14 protein-coding genes are annotated in these 17486 nt (G+C 73.9%); 4 read left to right on the forward strand and 10 right to left on the reverse strand.

Features of this window, described 5'->3' with window-relative positions:
- Positions 1-1235: ABC transporter transmembrane domain-containing protein (locus ACFF45_RS06555; protein WP_381343140.1), on the reverse strand; the 1235-nt coding region annotated here is incomplete at its 3' end.
- A gap of 283 nt (positions 1236-1518) precedes the next feature.
- Here ACFF45_RS06555 and ACFF45_RS06560 point away from each other — a divergent pair.
- Complete coding sequence (locus ACFF45_RS06560) at positions 1519-3216, forward strand: peptide-N4-asparagine amidase (protein ID WP_381343143.1); 1698 nt, start codon at positions 1519-1521, stop codon at positions 3214-3216.
- Here the strand turns inward: ACFF45_RS06560 and ACFF45_RS06565 are convergent.
- The 3 genes from ACFF45_RS06565 to ACFF45_RS06575 form a co-directional block, all read right to left on the reverse strand.
- A complete protein-coding gene (locus ACFF45_RS06565; RefSeq protein WP_381343146.1) occupies positions 3195-7577 on the reverse strand; it encodes an nSTAND1 domain-containing NTPase in 4383 nt (1460 codons plus the stop codon). The two genes, ACFF45_RS06560 and ACFF45_RS06565, sit on opposite strands and share 22 nt — an antisense overlap.
- Positions 7578-7589: 12 nt before the next feature.
- Positions 7590-7949, reverse strand: coding sequence for a CU044_2847 family protein (locus ACFF45_RS06570; RefSeq protein ID WP_381343148.1), 360 nt, complete (start codon positions 7947-7949; stop codon positions 7590-7592).
- 167 nt (positions 7950-8116) lie between these two features.
- On the reverse strand, positions 8117-8566 hold the full coding sequence (locus ACFF45_RS06575; RefSeq protein ID WP_381343151.1) for a MarR family winged helix-turn-helix transcriptional regulator: 450 nt from the start codon (positions 8564-8566) through the stop codon (positions 8117-8119).
- A 94-nt stretch (positions 8567-8660) separates the two neighbouring features.
- On the opposite strand from ACFF45_RS06575, the gene ACFF45_RS06580 reads away from it, so the two are divergent.
- Both ACFF45_RS06580 and mltG read left to right on the forward strand, forming a co-directional pair.
- Complete coding sequence (locus ACFF45_RS06580) at positions 8661-10463, forward strand: ABC transporter ATP-binding protein (protein ID WP_381343153.1); 1803 nt, start codon at positions 8661-8663, stop codon at positions 10461-10463.
- Positions 10464-10506: 43 nt separating this feature from the next.
- Positions 10507-11415 (forward strand): endolytic transglycosylase MltG, encoded by a 909-nt coding sequence (gene mltG / locus ACFF45_RS06585; RefSeq protein ID WP_381343155.1) that lies wholly within the window; start codon positions 10507-10509, stop codon positions 11413-11415.
- 45 nt (positions 11416-11460) lie between these two features.
- On the opposite strand, the gene ACFF45_RS06590 is transcribed toward mltG, so the two are convergent.
- From ACFF45_RS06590 to ACFF45_RS06615, 6 genes are all read right to left on the reverse strand, one after another.
- A complete protein-coding gene (locus ACFF45_RS06590) occupies positions 11461-12546 on the reverse strand; it encodes an NAD(P)-binding domain-containing protein (RefSeq protein WP_381343157.1) in 1086 nt (361 codons plus the stop codon).
- A gap of 57 nt (positions 12547-12603) precedes the next feature.
- Complete coding sequence (locus ACFF45_RS06595; RefSeq protein WP_381343159.1) at positions 12604-13761, reverse strand: LLM class flavin-dependent oxidoreductase; 1158 nt, start codon at positions 13759-13761, stop codon at positions 12604-12606.
- A gap of 1 nt (position 13762) precedes the next feature.
- Positions 13763-14788, reverse strand: coding sequence for an ABC transporter substrate-binding protein (locus ACFF45_RS06600; RefSeq protein ID WP_381343162.1), 1026 nt, complete (start codon positions 14786-14788; stop codon positions 13763-13765).
- 110 nt (positions 14789-14898) lie between these two features.
- A complete protein-coding gene (locus ACFF45_RS06605; RefSeq protein ID WP_381343164.1) occupies positions 14899-15645 on the reverse strand; it encodes an ABC transporter ATP-binding protein in 747 nt (248 codons plus the stop codon).
- The gene (locus ACFF45_RS06610; protein ID WP_381343166.1) at positions 15618-16532 is read right to left on the reverse strand and encodes an ABC transporter permease; all 915 of its coding nucleotides are present in this window, start codon (positions 16530-16532) and stop codon (positions 15618-15620) included. The genes ACFF45_RS06605 and ACFF45_RS06610 overlap by 28 nt, the downstream gene beginning before the upstream one ends.
- A gap of 225 nt (positions 16533-16757) precedes the next feature.
- Positions 16758-16841 carry a putative leader peptide gene (locus ACFF45_RS06615; RefSeq protein ID WP_313884353.1) on the reverse strand — a complete coding sequence of 28 codons (84 nt, stop codon included), beginning with the start codon at positions 16839-16841 and terminating at the stop codon, positions 16758-16760.
- A gap of 123 nt (positions 16842-16964) precedes the next feature.
- Between ACFF45_RS06615 and ACFF45_RS06620 the strand changes: the two genes are divergently transcribed.
- Positions 16965-17387, forward strand: coding sequence for a YjbQ family protein (locus ACFF45_RS06620; protein WP_381343168.1), 423 nt, complete (start codon positions 16965-16967; stop codon positions 17385-17387).
- Positions 17388-17486: the final 99 nt, after the last annotated feature.

Raw genomic sequence — 17486 nt, forward strand, 5'->3', positions numbered from 1 at the left:
GGTCCCGACTCCGCCCGCGTGCCCGGTCCCGACTCCGCCCGCGTGCCCGGTCCCGAGTCCGGCCGCGTGCCCCGTCCCGAGCCCACTCCCGAGCCCCGACGCGACTCCCGCCGCGCATCCGGTCCCGAGCCCACTCCCGAGCCCTCCGGCGGCTGCGGTTCCGAGTCCTCCTCCAGCCCCGGTCCCGAATCCGCGCCGGAGGCCGGATGCCCGCTCTCCCGCTTCCCCTCCACATCCGTGACCCGCTCCAGGGACAGCACCCGAGCCGCCCGCTTGGCCGAGGGCCGGGAGAAGGAGTACGCCATGGCGATCTCTTCGAAGTGGCGCAGCGGATAGGTGAGGATCATGACCGAGCTGTAGACGGTGACGAGTTCACCGACGCTGATCCGGCCCTGTTGGGCCAGCTGCACGCCGTACCAGACGACGGCGATCAGCAGCAGGCCGGGCAGCAGCACCTGGATCGCCGAGATCAGCGACCACATCCGGGCGCTGCGCACGGCCGCGTGCCGGACCTCCTGGGAGGCGCGGCGGTAGCGGTCGAGGAACAGTTCCTCACCGCCGATGCCGCGCAGTACACGCAGCCCGGCGACGGTGTCCGAGGCGAGTTCGGTGGCGTAGCCCGCCTTCTCGCGCTGGTGGTCGGCGCGGCGGGTGGCGCGGGGGAGGAGCGGCAGGACCGCCACGGCGAGGACGGGCAGGCCGACGGCGACGACGACGCCGAGGGCCGGCTGGTAGACGACCAGGCCGACGCAGACCAGCACGATCGTGACGGCCGCCGCCGTGAAGCGGGACACGGCTTCCACGAACCAGCCGATCTTCTCGACGTCGCCCGTGGAGACGGCCACGACCTCGCCGGCCGCGACCCGCCGGGTCAGCCCGGAGCCCAGTTGCGCGGCCTTGCGGGCCAGGAGTTGCTGGACGCGGGCGGCGGCGGTGATCCAGTTGGTGACGGCGGAGCGGTGCAGGAAGGTGTCGCCGATGGCGTTGCCGGCGCACGCCAGGGCCATCAGCCCGCCCGCGAGCGCGAGCCGCGCGCCGGAGCGGTCGACCACGGCCTGGACGGCGAAGCCGACGCAGAACGGCAGCGCGGAGACCGACACGAAGTGCACCAGCCCCCAGGCCAGCGAGACGAGTTGGCCGCGCAACTGGTTCCGGCCCAGCCACCACAGGAATCGCGGCCCCGAACGCGCGTCCGGCACACCGGGGTCGGGATACGGAAGGTCGTGAATCTGCATGGTGTCCCAGTGGCTCGTGTTCAGGCGTGAGGTGGGTGACGACGAAGGGGCGGGTGGCCGCTCGTTGCCGACAAGCCGGGCCGCTTGTCGGCAACGAGCCGTGAAAGGCTCGCGCCAGAGCGTGGCCGCAGGCAACCGGTTTTCCGCTCCACCGCACGAATCCGGCTACGGCCCGCCCCTTCGCCCGTGCCTCGCCCTCTCGCCCGACTCCCGTCCCTCTCCCGTGGACCCGAGCCCGGAGGCCTCATTGCGGCCGCGCCCGACTCCCCGTAGAACACCGGTCATGACCCGTCGGATTATCATGTCCATGTTCACCGGAGCGACCCTCCTGGCGAGCACCCTCCTCGGCGCGAGTCCCGCGCAGGCCGCCGACGTCCCCGCGGAGTTCGCCGACGTCCCCGCGGAGTTCGGCACCGACTGGCACGACCCGGTCACCGCCGCGCCGCCGGTCACCCGGCCGGACACCGCATCGTGCGAGGTGACGGTGGCAGAGGCCCGGTTCCGTGACTTCACGCCGTACCAGGGCGCGTACGCCCCGCCGCAGGGGTGCGGCGACCGCTGGAGCAAGGTCGTGCTGCGGCTCGACGGGAAGGTGAAGGGACGGCAGTACGACCGTCTGGGCCATCTGCACGTCGGCGGCGTCGAGATCCTGCGGACGTCGACACCGCAGCCGTCGCCGGACGGCATCGAGTGGTCGGTCGAGAAGGACGTCACGCGCTACAGCCCCACCCTGCGCTCCCCGCAGCCCGTCGAGATGCTCATCGGCAACGTCGTCGACGACACGTACACAGGCGTCATCGACGTCAAGGTCACCCTCACCTTCTACTCACCCGCCGAAGCAAGCCCGGCCGAGAAGCACCCGGCCGCACAACCCCCCACCCCCACCCCCGACCGTGTCCTCCCCCTCGCCCCCGGAACCACCCTCACCACCCCCCGCAACAGCGAACGCATCGTCGCCGAGGTGTACGCCACCGGCTCGGGCGGCGGCTGCGAGGAGTACTGGTACCTGACGGTGCCCGGCTCCGCCCCGTACTCCTGCCGGGCCGACGACGGGCCCTACCGCGAGGTGCAGATCACGGTCGACGGCCGGCTCGCGGGCATCGCCGCACCGTTCCCGACCGTGTGGACGGGCGGCTGGTCCAACCCCTTCCTCTGGTACGTGGTCCCCGGCCCCCGCGCCTTCGACATCAAGCCGATCGAGTACGACCTGACCCCCTTCGCCGGCCTCCTCAACGACGGCCGCCCGCACCGCGTGGAGGTCTCCGTGGCCGGCCTGCCCGAGGGACGCCCGGGCTGGAGCACCCCCGTCAACGTCCTCGTCTGGCAGGACCACGGGCGCGAACGGGTCACCGGCGGACTCACCGCGCACCGCGCGGGCGACCTCGCCAACTCCTCCGTCCACACACCCGGTGCGCGGCACCGCGTGGACACCGACGGCGCGCACCGGCTGACGGTCGCCGGATACGTGGACACCTCGCACGGCCGGGTGACGACCACCGTCAGCCGTTCCCTGGCCACCTCCTCGGTGCACCGCTGGACCGACGGCGAGACCACCGACGCCCTCGACGCCACCTGGACGGACACCGAGACGATCACCGTCGACGGACGGGGACCGGCCAGGACCACGCACGCCCACCGGACGTACACGATGGACGGCACCACCACCCTCGGCGCGGCCGACCGGCTGCGCACGGTACTGACCCTCGGCGACCGGGCCACCGTCGTCGTGTCGCGCGGCGGGCACCGCACCACCTGGTCGCGCCTCGACGACACCTACAGCGGTGACGCCACGTACACCGCCGACGTCCCGCGCGACCAGCGGCACGCGGTGGGCACGACGACCGAGCGCTACCGGCTGTACGGCCCCTCCGGCTGCCACGACCGCTCGCTGACCGCCGTGCAGGGGGTGCTCACCGAGGACAGCGACCGCTGCCGGACGGGGACGGGAGCCGCGCCGGCTCAAGGACAGGTGTCCCGATAGGGGAGCGACGGCACGAACGAGGCCCACTCGATCTCGTCCAGTCCCTCTCCGACGAGGGCACAGGCCAGTCGGGTGGGCGCCCGCCGCGCCTCGGCCAGGGCCCCCACGTGCCACAGCCGCACCGCCCCGTCCGCCCCGTTGGTGATCAGCGTCCGGCTGCCGGAGGTGAACGCCATGGACCGGACGCGGTCCGTGTGGGCGGCGCTCGCCGGGCCGCTCAGGTTCAGCGGACCGTCCTGGTGCGGCGTCCAGATGACGATCGTGCCGTCGGTCGCTCCGGTCGCGGCGGTGGCTCCGTCGGGTGCGAAGGCGATCGTGGAGATCGCCGAGCTGTGCGCCCTGACCGGCAGCCCCAGGCGGCGGTTGTCGCCATAGGCCCCGGTGACCTGCCACAACGTCAAGGTGCCGGACGGACTTCCGACGGCGAGCACCTCCCCCGCGGGATGGAACTCCACCGCCGAACCGACGTTGCCGGGGCCGGGCAGTTCGTCGGCCCCGCTGCCCGGCAGCGGACCGGTCTCCCCGGCCGGCCACAGCTGGACGGGTCCGCCCACCATGGCACCGCGCTCCCGGACGACCGGCGTGAACGGCTGGTACGGCGCGACCCGCGCCATCGTGCCGGTCGTCCCGCTGACGGCGATCCGCTCCACGAACTGGGGGAAGACCGTGCCCATGGTGAGCGGGATCGAGGGCGCACCGGCCCGCCACCGGATCACGTAGGCGTTGTCCGAGATGTGCAGGGTCCTGCCGTCCGGGCCGAAGCCCAGGGCGGTGACGGCGCCGAGCGTGGTCCGGGGGCTCACCGAGCGCCGGACGGGCCGCCGGACGTCGCGGACGTCCCACAGCTGGGTCCTGCCGTCGCTGCCGCCCACCGCGAGTTCCTCGCCGTCCGGCCGGAACGCCAGGGCCGTCACCTCGTGCGGGAGCCGGGTCCGGACGGTGGCGATCCGCACGGGACGGCTCGGCGCGGAGATGTCCCAGCACTCGACACGGCGGCCGGGGCCCGCGGTGACCAGGACGCGCCCGTCGGGGCGTACGGCCATGGCGGAGGAGCCGGACGGCAGTTCGCCGCCGAGGCGTCGCGGCCAGCCCGGCTGCCGGAGGTTCCACAGCGCCGCGTAGCTCCGGCCGGATCCCGTGTGCTGCACGACCACGCGCTGTCCGTCGGGCGCGAAGCGGACCGCGACGGGGTCGCTCTCCTCCGGCGCCGGGAAGAAGTCGGTGCGGCGCGCCCGGGACCGGTCGCTGATGTCCCACAGGGTGGTGCCGTCGTCGGCGACGGTCGCCAGGGTCCGGCCGTCCGGACCGAAGGCGGCGGCGTGACGGGCGTCCGCCAGCGTCTGCAGCAGCCCGGGCCGTTCCGGCCGGGTCACGTCCCACACCACCACACCGCCCACCGCCGCGACGGCGACGGTCCGCCCGTCGCGGCTGAAGGCCACCTGGGAGATCGTGTACGGGTCGAGGAACTGGTCGGCCTCCAGGGCGGGCAGACGCAGTTCCGCCACTTTCCGGTGAGGGACACCGGCCGTCCACAGCGTCACCGCACGCTCGACGGGCACCGCGATCAGGTCACCGCGGGGCGACACGAACGGCTGCACGGACCAGGTGGGGACCTGCTCCTTCTCCGGCGGCGGCCGTAGCCGGACGTGCCCGCCGACCATCCGGGGCCGGTCGGGCCGGGAGAGGTCCCACGACGTCATCGTGCCGTCGAGGTGGCCGAGCACGACACGGCTGCCGTCCCCGGCGAACGCCGCGCCGGACAGCAGGGCTTGCGTGCCGAACGCCGCCGAGGTCACCGGCCGCCCGGTACCGTCCGGCACCTCGCGCACGCCGGCCCGCCGGGCCGTCGCGTCGCGCACCAGCACCCGTCGTCCGTCAGGGCCGGCGGCCAGGACGGACACGGCGGGGTCGTCCACGCGGTACACGGTCCGGTCCGGGCGGTCGCCGCTGACGGAGCGGACGGTCAGGTGGTCCCCCTGAGCCTTCTCGCCACCGGGCCCCGTCGCCTCGTCCGTCCCGTCCGCTGCGCCGCGGTGGAGCAGCAGCCGGTCGCTGTCGCCGTCGACGAAGCCGAGGGCGGTGCCCGGGAAGGTGCCGGCCAGCCGGGTGGTGGCGAGCGAGTTGACCAGGCTCGCCCGGACCTTGGCGGTGCTGCGCAGATTCTCGGCGGCGACCCCGAGTTGCAGGGACAGCCGGGGGTTGGTCGCCCGCAGTTGCTCGGCCTTGGCGGCCAGCCCCTCCGTGGTGGCGATCAGCTCCCGTTCCTCCACCTCCTGTCTGGCCTGCCGCTCTCCCACCCAGAACTCGACGAGGAAGCCGGTCGTGACGGTGAGGACGACGGTGAGCAGGGAGAGCACGCCGATCACGGTGCGGCGGTTGCGCCGGCGACGGCGCTCGCCGTCCTTGTGGTGCCGCTCGCTGCGCCGGAGGAACTCGCTGGCACGTTCGGGCACGACGCGCTTCTGGGCGGCCCATTCGAGAGCCGCGTCCAGCTCGGAGGGCCGCAGCAGATCGTCCGGGCTCAGGGTGGCCTCCCAGCGGCTCTGCTGGAGCTCCACCCGGCGCAGCCAGGCGTCGAACGCCGCGTCCCGCAGCACCCACCGCCGCAGGTCCTCCCAGTGCCTGACGAGGAAGTCGTGGATCAGCTCGACCATCGGCTGGTCCTGGTGGCGTCCGTCCCGGGCGGTGTGCGTGGTGACGAGGCGGTGTTGGACCAGCACGGCCAGGACCTCGTCGAAGGCCGAGTCCTCGGTCAGATCGCGCAGGGCCCGCAGCGACCGGGCCTGCCGCACGTCGGGCGCCTGTTCCGCCTCGTCGTGCCGGACGAGCGCGCTGAGCACGCGCTGGGCGACCGGCCGCCGGCCGGGGCCGAGCTCCTCGAAGGCCCGGTCGTACCACCGGTCCAGGCTGCCGCCGAACCTGCCGATGGCCTGGTACGCGTTCAGGGTGAGCCGGTTGTCGCTGCGGTTCTCCCACAGCAGGGTCAGCGTCTTCTCCAGCAGGGGCAGCAGGGTGGCGGGCGCCCTGCCCTCGGCCGCGCCGCCCGGATGGGCCGCCAGCACCTCGTCGACGATCACCTCCGGCAGGCCCGCCTCGAAGCGCAGACCGACGCTGCGCGCCGGCTTGACGACCATGTCGCGCAGTGCGCCGGCCCCCAGCGTCCCGAAGACGTCGACCTGACCCGGCCTGACGGCTTCCAGCAACTCCGGCGCGAGCATGTGCAGCCGCGGGTAGAAGTCGACGCGCATGACCAGCAGCACCACGGCCCGTTCGTACGAGTGGATGACCTCGGTCAGCTGCCGGACGGCGTCGGCGCCCGCGTCCGGCTGCGCGCCGCCGGGCTCGGCCGCCGTGCTGAGCAGTTCCTCGAACTGGTCGACCACCAGCAGCAGCCGGACGTGCGCGCGCTCCGGCTCCAGCCGCTGCCGCACCGCCGCGAGCAGCCCGGCGGTACGGATTCCGGGCAGCCCCTGCCGTTCCAGGTCACCGGCCCAGTCCTGACCGGCGCGCACGGTGAGGGCCAGCCAGCCGTCCGGGAGGGCGGGGCGGACACCGGCCTGGACGAGGGAGGACTTCCCGGCGCCCGAGGGCCCTTGCAGCAGCACCCCGCGGTGCCGTCCCAGTACCTCCACGACCTTGTCCCGGGCGTCGTCCCGGCCGTGGAACCAGCCGCTCTCCCGCTCGGTGAACGGCCTCAGGTCCAGATACGGGCAGACGTCCTGGCCGGCGAGGGCGGGCTGGACGGCGCGGAGCGTCTCACCGGGTGTCACATAGGCGACGTTGACGCCGCGCCCGTGCCGGTCGGGGGCGGTGATCTCGGTGGTCATCCCGATCACCAGGCCGGACTCGACGTCCAGGACCGGTCCGCCGCTGAACCCCTGGGCCACGGCGTTCGCCCCGTCGAGCTGCAGCAGCGAGCGCCCGCCGGCGTTCAGGCGGCCCTGGAGCGTGCCGCTGGCGTAGCGGCCCTCCGCGTGCGCCTGGTCGGGGAAGCCGAACGACCACACGGCCTGCCCCTCGAAGCCCTGCGCGGATCCGACGGCGAGCACGGGAACTCCGGGCGGCGGCCCGGCCAGCCGGACGACGGCGATGTCGTCGCCCTCCGGGTCCCGCCAGGCCTCGGCGTCGACCGCGCCCGTGGCCCGCGGCGCGCCCTCGGCCTGCGGGAAGCGGACGCGTACGCCGTCGTCCCCGGGGCCGTGCCCCGCGGCCCGCAGGACGTGCGCGCAGGTGACCAGGAGGCCGTCGCCGGCGAGGAAGCCCGCCCCGGCCGCGGCGCCGTCCGCCGCGAGGATCTGCGCGACGGCGGCCCTGGCGGCCGACTGCTCCGGCTCCGGCCGCCCGCCCGTCCTCCGCCCCATCTCCGCCCGGCCTCAGCCCGCGCCCGGGTCGCCGGTGGTGCCGGCACCGTTCCAGGTCATGGCCACCCTCAGATGGCAGTTCGCCTCGCTCTTGGCGATCACCACGCCGGCCTGTGCGGCGAGGTTGACGCCGAACTCCACCGTGACCTCGTCCGGCCCGGCCTGCCGCAGCTGGTCGAGGACCGCGCGAGCCATGGTGGTCACCGGAACCATCGCCTCCTGCACGCTGCGCGGCAGCTCACGGACGGCGTCCGCGATCCGGCCGGCCTTCACGGGCCCCCGGCTGTCCGCCGGTGCCTCCCCCGCATCCACTTGCACCAGGATGGAACTGCCGTCGTCCAGCGGTATCCGCACCGCGTCCGGTGTCAGCACCTGACCTCCCCCGAATCCGACTCGGACTGCGCACGCCCGGCACGACGTGCGCCATGCCCGACATGACCCCCACGGGGCACGACCTCCCCGCCCGCGCCCGTGCGCTCACGGTAGCGGACCACGCACCGCGCGCAGGCGGAGTCCGCGCACACCGGTCCCGGAAGCCGTCAGCAGGTCCGGGCGGACGCCCCGTCGACCAGGGTGTCCAGCAGCTCTCCGAGCACCGCGCGCTGCTCGTCCGTCAGCGGCGCGAGGATCTCCTCCGCCGCCGACCGCCGTGCCCCGTGCAGCTCGCGCAGCGTCTCGCGGCCGTCCTCGGTGAGCTCGATGCGGATCACCCGGCGATTGGCCGGGTCGGGCACCCTGCGCACCACGCCGTTCGCCTCCAGCCCGTCGACCAGCGTGGTCACGGCGCGCGGGACGACCTCCAGCCGGGCGGCGAGGTCGGCCATGCGGGGCGGCGCCTCGTACTCCGCGAGGGTGCGCAGCAACCGGGACTGGGCCGGGGTGATCCCGACGACGCGCTGCTGGAGATGGCGCTTCTGGATCCGGTGCACCCGGCGGGTGAGCCGCAGCAGCTGCTCGGCGAGGAGTCCGTCGGGATCGGGCGTGGTCATACGGGAACACTATCAGGATGACGTTCATTGTGAGTATAGGTAACAATGAGCTATGGTCCATCCCGTCACCGCCGACCCACCTCCGTAGGAGCCCATGAAGCCCGATCACGAGCCCGCCTGGACGCCGCCCGCCGACACCGAAGGCCAGCCGCGGCAGGTGCGCCGCATCCTGAAGCTCTTCCGGCCCTACCGGGGCCGCCTCGCCGTCGTGGGCCTGCTGGTCGCCGCCTCGTCGGTGGTCTCGGTCGCCACCCCCTTCCTGCTGAAGGCGGTCCTCGACACCGCGATCCCCCAGGGCCGTACCGGCCTGCTCACCCTGCTCGCCCTCGGCATGATCCTCGGCGCCGTGCTGACCAGCGTCTTCGGCGTCCTGCAGACGCTCATCTCCACCACCGTCGGCCAGCGCGTCATGCACGACCTGCGCACGGCGGTCTACGGCCGCCTGCAGAGCATGTCGCTCGCCTTCTTCACCCGCACCCGCACCGGCGAGGTCCAGTCCCGCATCGCCAACGACATCGGCGGCATGCAGGCGACCGTCACCTCCACCGCCACCTCCCTGGTCTCCAACTTCACCAGCGTCGTCGCCACGGTCGCCGCGATGCTCGCCCTCGACTGGCGGCTGACCGTCGTCTCGCTGCTCCTGCTGCCGGTGTTCGTGTGGATCAGCCGCCGGGTCGGCGACGAACGCCGGAAGATCACCACCCAGCGGCAGAAGCAGATGGCCGCGATGGCGGCGACGGTCACCGAGTCGCTCTCGGTCAGCGGCATCCTGCTCGGCCGCACCATGGGCCGCGCCGAGTCGCTGACGCGGTCCTTCGCGCAGGAGTCGGACCGGCTGGTCGACCTGGAGGTGCGCTCCAGCATGGCCGGCCGCTGGCGGATGGCCGTCATCACGATCGTCATGGCCGCCATGCCGGCGGTGATCTACTGGACCGCGGGACTCACCCTCCACCTCGGCGGCCCGGGCGCCTCCATCGGCACGATCGTCGCCTTCGTCTCCCTCCAGCAGGGCCTGTTCCGCCCGACCGTCAGCCTGCTGAGCACCGGCGTCCAGATCCAGACGTCGCTGGCCCTCTTCCAGCGCATCTTCGAGTACCTCGACCTGCCCGTCGACATCACCGAGCGCGAGCGGCCGGTCCGCCTCGACCGCGTCGAGGGCGAAGTCCGCTTCGAGAACGTCGAGTTCCGCTACGACGGCGAGGGCGACCCGGTCCTCGACGGCATCGACCTGACCGTCCCGGCCGGCGGCAGCCTCGCCGTCGTCGGCCCGACCGGCGCCGGGAAGTCCACGCTGGGGTATCTCGTGCCGCGCCTGTACGACGTGACGGGCGGCCGGGTCACCCTCGACGGCGTCGACGTCCGCGACCTCGACTTCGACACCCTCGCGCGCGCGGTCGGCGTCGTGTCGCAGGAGACGTACCTCTTCCACGCCTCGGTCGCCGACAACCTCCGCTTCGCCAAACCCGACGCCACCGACGAGGAACTGCACGCGGCGGCCCGGGCGGCGCAGATCCACGACCACATCGCGGCCCTGCCCGACGGCTACGACACGGTCGTCGGCGAGCGCGGCCACCGCTTCTCCGGCGGTGAGAAGCAGCGCCTGGCCATCGCCCGGACCATCCTGCGCGACCCCCCGGTGCTGATCCTCGACGAGGCGACCAGCGCCCTGGACACCCGCACCGAACACGCCGTGCAGGAGGCGATCGACGCCCTGTCGGCCAACCGGACGACGCTCACCATCGCGCACCGGCTGTCCACCGTTCGGGGTGCCGACCAGATCGTGGTCCTGGACGCCGGGCGCGCAGTCGAACACGGGACGCACGCGGAGCTGTTGGCACGGGACGGGAAGTACGCGGCGCTGGTCCGCCGGGACGCCCAACTGGAGCCGACAACATGAAGATATGCCGGGTTTGGGGCGATATGCGGGTTACCGTGCCCGCATGTACACGAACACTCCGCCACGGAACACGACTCGCACGATTCGACTGACGCGCCGGGGCCGTGCCGCGCTCATCGCGACCGGAGCCGTCGTCACCGGCACCGCCGTGGCGGTGCCGCTGCTGATCCTGGCGGACCGGGAGGAACCGGCCAGGACCGCCACGCTGGTGATCCCGGAGGGCTGGCGCGCCGGCCAGGTCTACGACGCCGTCGACAAGGCCCTCGCCCTGCCCCCGGGCACCACCAGGAAGGCCGTGCCCAGAGCCCACCTGAAGCTGCCCCACGACGCCGAGGGCAACCCGGAGGGCTATCTCTTCCCGGCGACCTATCCGCTGCCGGCCGGGGCGACGCCGGAGCAGGTGCTGTCCACGATGGTCGACACCGCCAACAAGAAGTTCAACGGCGCGCCGATCGCCGCCGGCGCGCAGCGCAACGCCATGAACGTCTACCAGGCGGTCACCATCGCCAGCATCGTGCAGGCCGAGGCCGCCACCAAGGCCGACATGGGCAAGGTGGCCCGGGTCGTCTTCAACCGGCTGGAGCGCGGCATGCCCCTCCAGATGGACGCCACGCTCAACTACGCCCTCAACCGCACCACGCTCAGGACGACGCTGAGCGACACCCGCATCGACAGCCCCTACAACTCGTACCAGCGCATGGGCCTGCCGCCCACGCCCATCGACAACCCGGGCGAGGAGGCGATGCGCGCCGCGATCAGTCCGACCCCGGGCGACTGGCTGTACTTCGTCACGGTGAAGCCGGGCGACACCCGCTTCACCGCCGACTACGCCGAGCACCAGCGCAACGTCGCCGAGTTCGACGCCCGGCACAGCAGCCCGAGCACGAGCCCGGACCTGACCTCCCCGAGCACGAGCCCGCACCCGAACACGAACCCGGGCGCGGCTCGATGAGGCGACGGGAGCGCCCGGCGCCCGGCGCCCCGCCGCGGCGCCCGCTCACGCGGCGGCCGGCTCCGCCGCCGCCCCGCCCAGCAGCCGCCCGATGTCCCGTACCGCCGCCCGCCCCGCCCGGTTGGCACCGATCGTGCTGGCGGACGGGCCGTAACCGACGAGGTGGACGCGCGGGTCGGCGACCGCGCGCGTGCCGTCCAGGCGGATCCCGCCGCCCGGCTCGCGCAGCCGCAGCGGGGCGAGGTGCCCGACGGCGGGCCGGAAGCCGGTCGCCCAGAGGATGACATCGGCGCCGACGTGCCGCCCGTCCCGCCACTCCACGCCGTCCGGGGTGATCCGGTCGAACACCGGCCGCCGGTCCAGCACCCCGTCCGCCAGCCCCTGCCGCACCGCGTCGTTCAGCGGCAGCCCCGTGACGGACACCACACTCCTCGGCGGCAGCCCCTGCCGTACCCGCTCCTCCACCAGCGCGACCGCCGCGCGCCCGGCGTTCTCGTCGAACGGCCCTTCGCGGAAGACCGGCGGCCGGCGGGTCACCCAGGTGGTCGCGGCCGCGTACGGGGCGATCTCCAGCAGGTGCTGGGTACCGGACGCGCCGCCGCCCACCACGACCACGCGCCGCCCGGCGAACGCCTCGGGCCCGGGGTACCCCGCGGTGTGCACCTGCCGTCCGCGGAAGGTCTCCTGCCCGGGGTAGCGCGGCCAGAACGGCCGGTCCCAGGTGCCGGTCGCGTTGATCAGTGCCCGCGTGGACCAGTCACCGGCCGAGGTCTGCACGAGCAGCCGCCCGCCCGCGCCCTCCCGGACGGCCCGTACGTCGACCGGTCGCCGCACCCGCAGTTCGAACTCCTGCTCGTACGCGGCGAAGTACTCCCGGATCACCTCCGAGGACGGCCGCGCCGGGTCGGCGTCCGTCAGCTCCCTCCCCGGCAGCGCGTGCATCCCGTGCACCTTGCCGTACGTCAGTGAGGGCCACCGGAACTGCCAGGCGCCGCCCGGCCCGGGGGAGTGGTCCAGCACCACGAAGTCGCGGTCCGGCTCGAACCCGGCCCGCCGCAGGTGATAGGCGCCGGCCAGCCCTGCCTGGCCGGCGCCCGTCACGACCACCTCGACCTCACGCGCGTTGTCCACGCCGGTGCGAACAGCGCGGAGGCCCTCCCTCTTCCCCCTGACCGGCCGGGCCGTCGGTCACCGCCCGCCGGCCACGAGCAGCGGAGCGCCGGACGGGTCGCCGGCCGTGCCGCCCAGCAGCCCCCGCGCCCGAAGCTCCGGCATCACCCCCTCGCCGAACCAGTACGCCTCCTCCAGGTGCGGATAGCCGGAGAGGACGAAGTGCTCGATCCCCAGCGCGTGGTACTCCGCGATCCGGTCCGCGACCTCGGCATGGCTGCCGACCAGCGCGGTGCCCGCGCCGCCCCGCACCAGGCCGACGCCCGCCCAGAGGTTGGGGTAGATCTCCAGCCGGTCCCGCGAGCCGCCGTGCAGCGCCGGCATCCGCCGCTGCCCCACCGACTCACTGCGCCCGAGCGCCGCCTGGGCGGCGGCGATCGTGCCGGCGTCGAGGTCGTCCAGCAGCCGGTGCGCCACCGCCCAGGCCTCGGCGGCGGAGTCGCGCGAGAGGGTGTGCAGGCGGATGCCGAAGCGGACGGTACGGCCCTGCCGGCGGGCCAGCGTCCGGATCCAGCCGATCTTCTCCGCGACCTGCGCGGGCGGCTCCCCCCAGGTCAGGTACACATCGGCATGGCGCGCCGCGACCGGCCCGGCCGCCGCCGACGACCCGCCGAAGAACAGTTCCGGCACCGGGTCGGGCGGCAGCGCGGTCAGCCCGCCCCGCACGTCGTAGTGGGCGCCCCGGAAGTCGTACGGACCGCCCTGCCACACCCCGCGCACGACCGACAGGAACTCGTCCGTGCGGGCGTACCGCTCGTCGTGGGCGAGGTGGTCGCCGAAGCGGCGCTGCTCGGCGGAGTCGCCGCCGGTGACGACGTTGAGCAGCAGCCGGCCGCCGGTGAGCCGCTGATGGGTCGCCGCCATCTGGGCGGCGAGGGTCGGCGAGATCACCCCGGGCCGGAAGGCCACCAGGAACTTCAGCCGCTCGGTGTGCTGGGCGAGGGCCACCGTGGTCAGCCAGGCGTCCTCGCACCAGGTGCCGGTCGGCGTCAGCACCGCCTCGAAGCCCAACTGCTCGGCGGCCTTGGCGATCTGGGCGAGATAGTCGAGCCGCGGGGCGCGCACCCCGCGGGCCGCTCCGGCGGCGCCGGTGTCGTTGCGGGCGTAGGCGTGCCGGTCCACCAGCGTGCGGCCGTCGCCGCCCGTGGGCAGGAACCAGTGGAGGCGGACGGTCATCTCACTTCTCCTTCAGGACGCGGGGCGCGGACGTCGACGGGGGCAGGTCGCGGTTGAAGCGCCGGTCGACGAAGTCGGCGAAGTCGACCTTGGCCGGGATCAGCTCCAGTTCGGCGAAGACGTCCACGATGGCCTGCTCGGACTCGATCAGGGGCTGGTCCACGGCGACCGGGACGCGGGAGGCGTTGGTCCGCTTGACGGATGCGAGCGCCACCTCGTACGGCAGACCTGTGTCCTGCGCCCACACCTTGGCCCACTCGGGGTGCTCGTAGACCCAGTCCTGGGCCCGGCGCAGCCGTTCCAGGTAGTCCGCGACGGGCTCCGACGTGCGCCGGTCCCGCAGCGCGTCGGGAGCCGCCACCTGGAAGGTGAGCCCGTTGGTCACGCCGTCGCCCGTGGTCAGGACCCGGCCCTGGCGGGCCTGGAGGACCTGCGAGGTGTACGGGTCCCAGACCGCCCACGCGTCCACCTTGCCGCTGGTGAACGCGGCCAGCGCGTCGGCGGGTTGCAGGTACTCGACGTCGATGTCGCCGAGGTCGAGCCCGGCCTTGCGCAGCGAGGCGATCAGCTGGTAGTGCGCCGACGAGCCCTGCGCGACGGCGACGGACCTGCCCTTGAGCTGCGCGGTCGTCGTGAGCCGGGAGTCGTTCGGCACGAGGATGGTGTCGCCCTTGGAGGTGCCGTGCCAGGCGGCGACCACCGTGATCTTCGAACCGGCGCCGGCCGCGAACACCGGCGGGGTGTTGCCGACACCGCCGACGTCGACGGCCTCGGCGTTGACGGCCTCCAGCAGGGGCGGGCCGGAGGTGAAGGTCGACCACCTGATCCGGTAGTCGAGGTCGTCCAGCTCACCGGCGGCCCGCAGCACCGCCTCGGAACCGCCCTTCTGGTCCCCGACGTTGAGCGTGAGGGAGCCCTGGCCGTCGGTGCCGCCGCCGGACGAGTCGGCCGCGGAGGTGCCGCCGCAGGCGCTGAGGAGCAGGGCGAGGGGGAGGAGCAGCGCGGCGGGCAGGAGACGTCGTCGCATGGTGGATCCGTTCTCGGTCGGTCGGTCGGGCGGCCGGTCCTGCGGTCGGTCGGGCGGCCGGCCGGTCGAGCGGGCAGGCGGGCGGGGAGGCGGTCGGTCGTGCGGGCGGGTCAGGCGGCCTCGGCGGCCGGGTCGACGCCGAGCCGGTGCAGCAGTCCGGCCCGCAGCTCGGCGAAGCGGGGGTCGGCGATGTCCCGCGGCCGGTCCAGCTCGATCCGCTGCTCGTACGCGATCACGCCGTTGTCCATGACCAGCACGCGGTCGGCGAGCAGCACGGCCTCCTCGACGTCGTGCGTGACCAGCAGCACCGCGCAGCCGCGCCGCCGCCACAACTCGCCGACCAGCCGCTGGGCCTTGATCCGGGTGAGCGCGTCCAGGGCGCCGAACGGCTCGTCCAGCAGCAGCAGATCGGGCTCGCGGACCAGGGCCCGGGCCAGCGAGGCGCGCTGGGCCTCGCCGCCGGACAGCGTCCTCGGCCAGGCGTTCGTACGGTGTCCCAGGCCGACCTCGTCCAGGGCCCGTTCGGCGACGGCGCGCCCGGGTTTGCCGGGCAGGCCGAGCACGACGTTGCGCCACACCTTCTTCCACGGCATGAGGCGGGGTGCCTGGAAGGCGACGGCCTTGCGGCGTGGTACCAGGACGGTGCCCGCGATCTCGCGGTCGAGGCCGGCGAGGACGCGCAGCAGGGTGGACTTGCCGCAGCCGCTGCGGCCCAGGAGCGCCACGAACTCGCCCTGCGCCACGTCGAGCCGGAGTCCGTCGATGACCGGGCGGCCGTCGAAGGAACGGGTCAGGTCCGCGACGTGCACGGCCTGCCCGGTCACGGTGCTCACCGGCCGGTGAACGTCGGTCGCCATTGCAGCAGCAGCCTTTCAAGGGAGCGGACGACGAAGTCGGCGAAGAGGCCGAGGAAGGCGTAGACGATCAGGCAGACCACGATCACGTCGGTCCGCAGGAAGTCCCGCGCCTGCACCATGAGGAAGCCGATCCCGGCGTCCGCGTTGATCTGCTCGGCGAAGACCAGCGCGAGCCAGGCGATGCCCAGCGAGTAGCGCAGGCCGGTCAGGGCGCCGGGCAGCGCGCCCGGCAGCACGACATGCCGCACCAGCCCCCACCGGGACAGCCCGAGCGACTCGCCGGCCTCGATGAGCTGGGCGTCGACGCCGCGGATACCGGCGTAGACGTTGAGGTAGAGCGGGAAGGTCACGCCGAGGGTGATCACGGCGACCTTGGGGGCCTCGCCGATGCCGAACCAGATGATGAACAACGGGATGAGCCCCACGAACGGCACCGTCCGCAGCATCTGCACCGAGGCGTCCACCAGGTCCTCGCCGACCCGGAACAGCCCGGAGAGCAGGGCGAGTCCGGTACCGATGAGGGTGCCCAGCAGCAGCCCGGCCGCCACCCGCTGGAGCGAGGTCGCCATGGCGGAGGGCAGCGAGCCGTCCCCGATCAGGTCTCCGGCGACCTGGGCGATCCGGCCGGGCGAGGCGAGCACGTCGGCGGTCAGCACGCCGGTCGCGCTGAGGACTTGCCACAGCGCGAGGAGGAGCAGAGGGCCGGTGGTGCGGCGGAGCCAGCGGGGGATCCGGGTCCGGTGGGCGGAGGCGGGGAGAAGGGGTTCGAGGTGCGGGGCGGCGGCGGGGCCGGGGCCGGGGACTTCGTCGGACGACGCCGTGCGATCCGCTGACATGGGCGACGTATCGGGTTCACGCGAGCCGGGCGGGGCATGGCTGATGCTCATGGCTGCTCCAGGGCAGGACGGTGTCACGGCGATACGCCGGCGAAGCGCCGGGCGCAGGACCGCGTGAAGGGACGCGGGCGGGGCCGAAGGGCGGGGCACGCGGCCGCGGTGCCCCGCGCGCTCCCGCTCCCCGGAGGGTCAGTCACTCACCCGGGCGTGGGGGCACACCGACGGGCGGAGCGAGGCGCGAGGGGCGCGAGGGCGGGAGCGGGGGTGGGGAAGGCGTCAGCGGCCGCGGCGACACGCGGCGGAGGCCACCCGCAGCAGGTCGATGTGACCGCGCGTGGTGAGCAGAGCTGAACGCAACATGCCGCAGAACGTAGCCAGATGAGGTGTCCCAGGTCAACGGGCGTCTCGCGGAGTGGACCCCGCGTACCGGCCTCCGGACGGCCGCACGGGCGGGCGGCCCGCCGCGTGGGGAAGGATGGGGGCATGGCAGACGCGTTCACCACCCGAGTGCTCCAGGTCGCCTCCGGCTCCGAGGAGACGGTCGTCGACCTCACCCGTGACTGCGAGACCTTCCTGCGGGAGGTGGCGGAGGGCCGCGACGGCCTGCTCAACGTTTTCGTCCCGCACGCGACCGCCGGCATCGCCGTCATCGAGACGGGTGCCGGCAGCGACGACGACCTCCTCACCGCGCTGCACACCCTGCTCCCGGCCGACGACCGCTGGCAGCACCGGCACGGCAGCCCGGGGCACGGCCGCGACCACGTGCTGCCGGCGATCGTCCCGCCGCACGCGACCCTGCCGGTGGTGGGCGGGCGGCTGGAACTGGGCACGTGGCAGTCGGTGTGCCTGGTGGACACCAACCGGGACAACCCCGACCGGCAGGTGCGGCTGAGCTTCCTGGGCTGAGATCCCCGCACCGGTCGGACCGGGCTGTGCTTCCGGGCCTGAGGCGTCCCGGGCTGTGCTTCCGGGCCTGAGCGTCCGGGCTGTGCTTCCGGGCCTGAG

This window comes from Streptomyces cinereospinus (assembly GCF_042430725.1).
Taxonomy (GTDB): Bacteria; Actinomycetota; Actinomycetes; order Streptomycetales; family Streptomycetaceae; genus Streptomyces; species Streptomyces cinereospinus.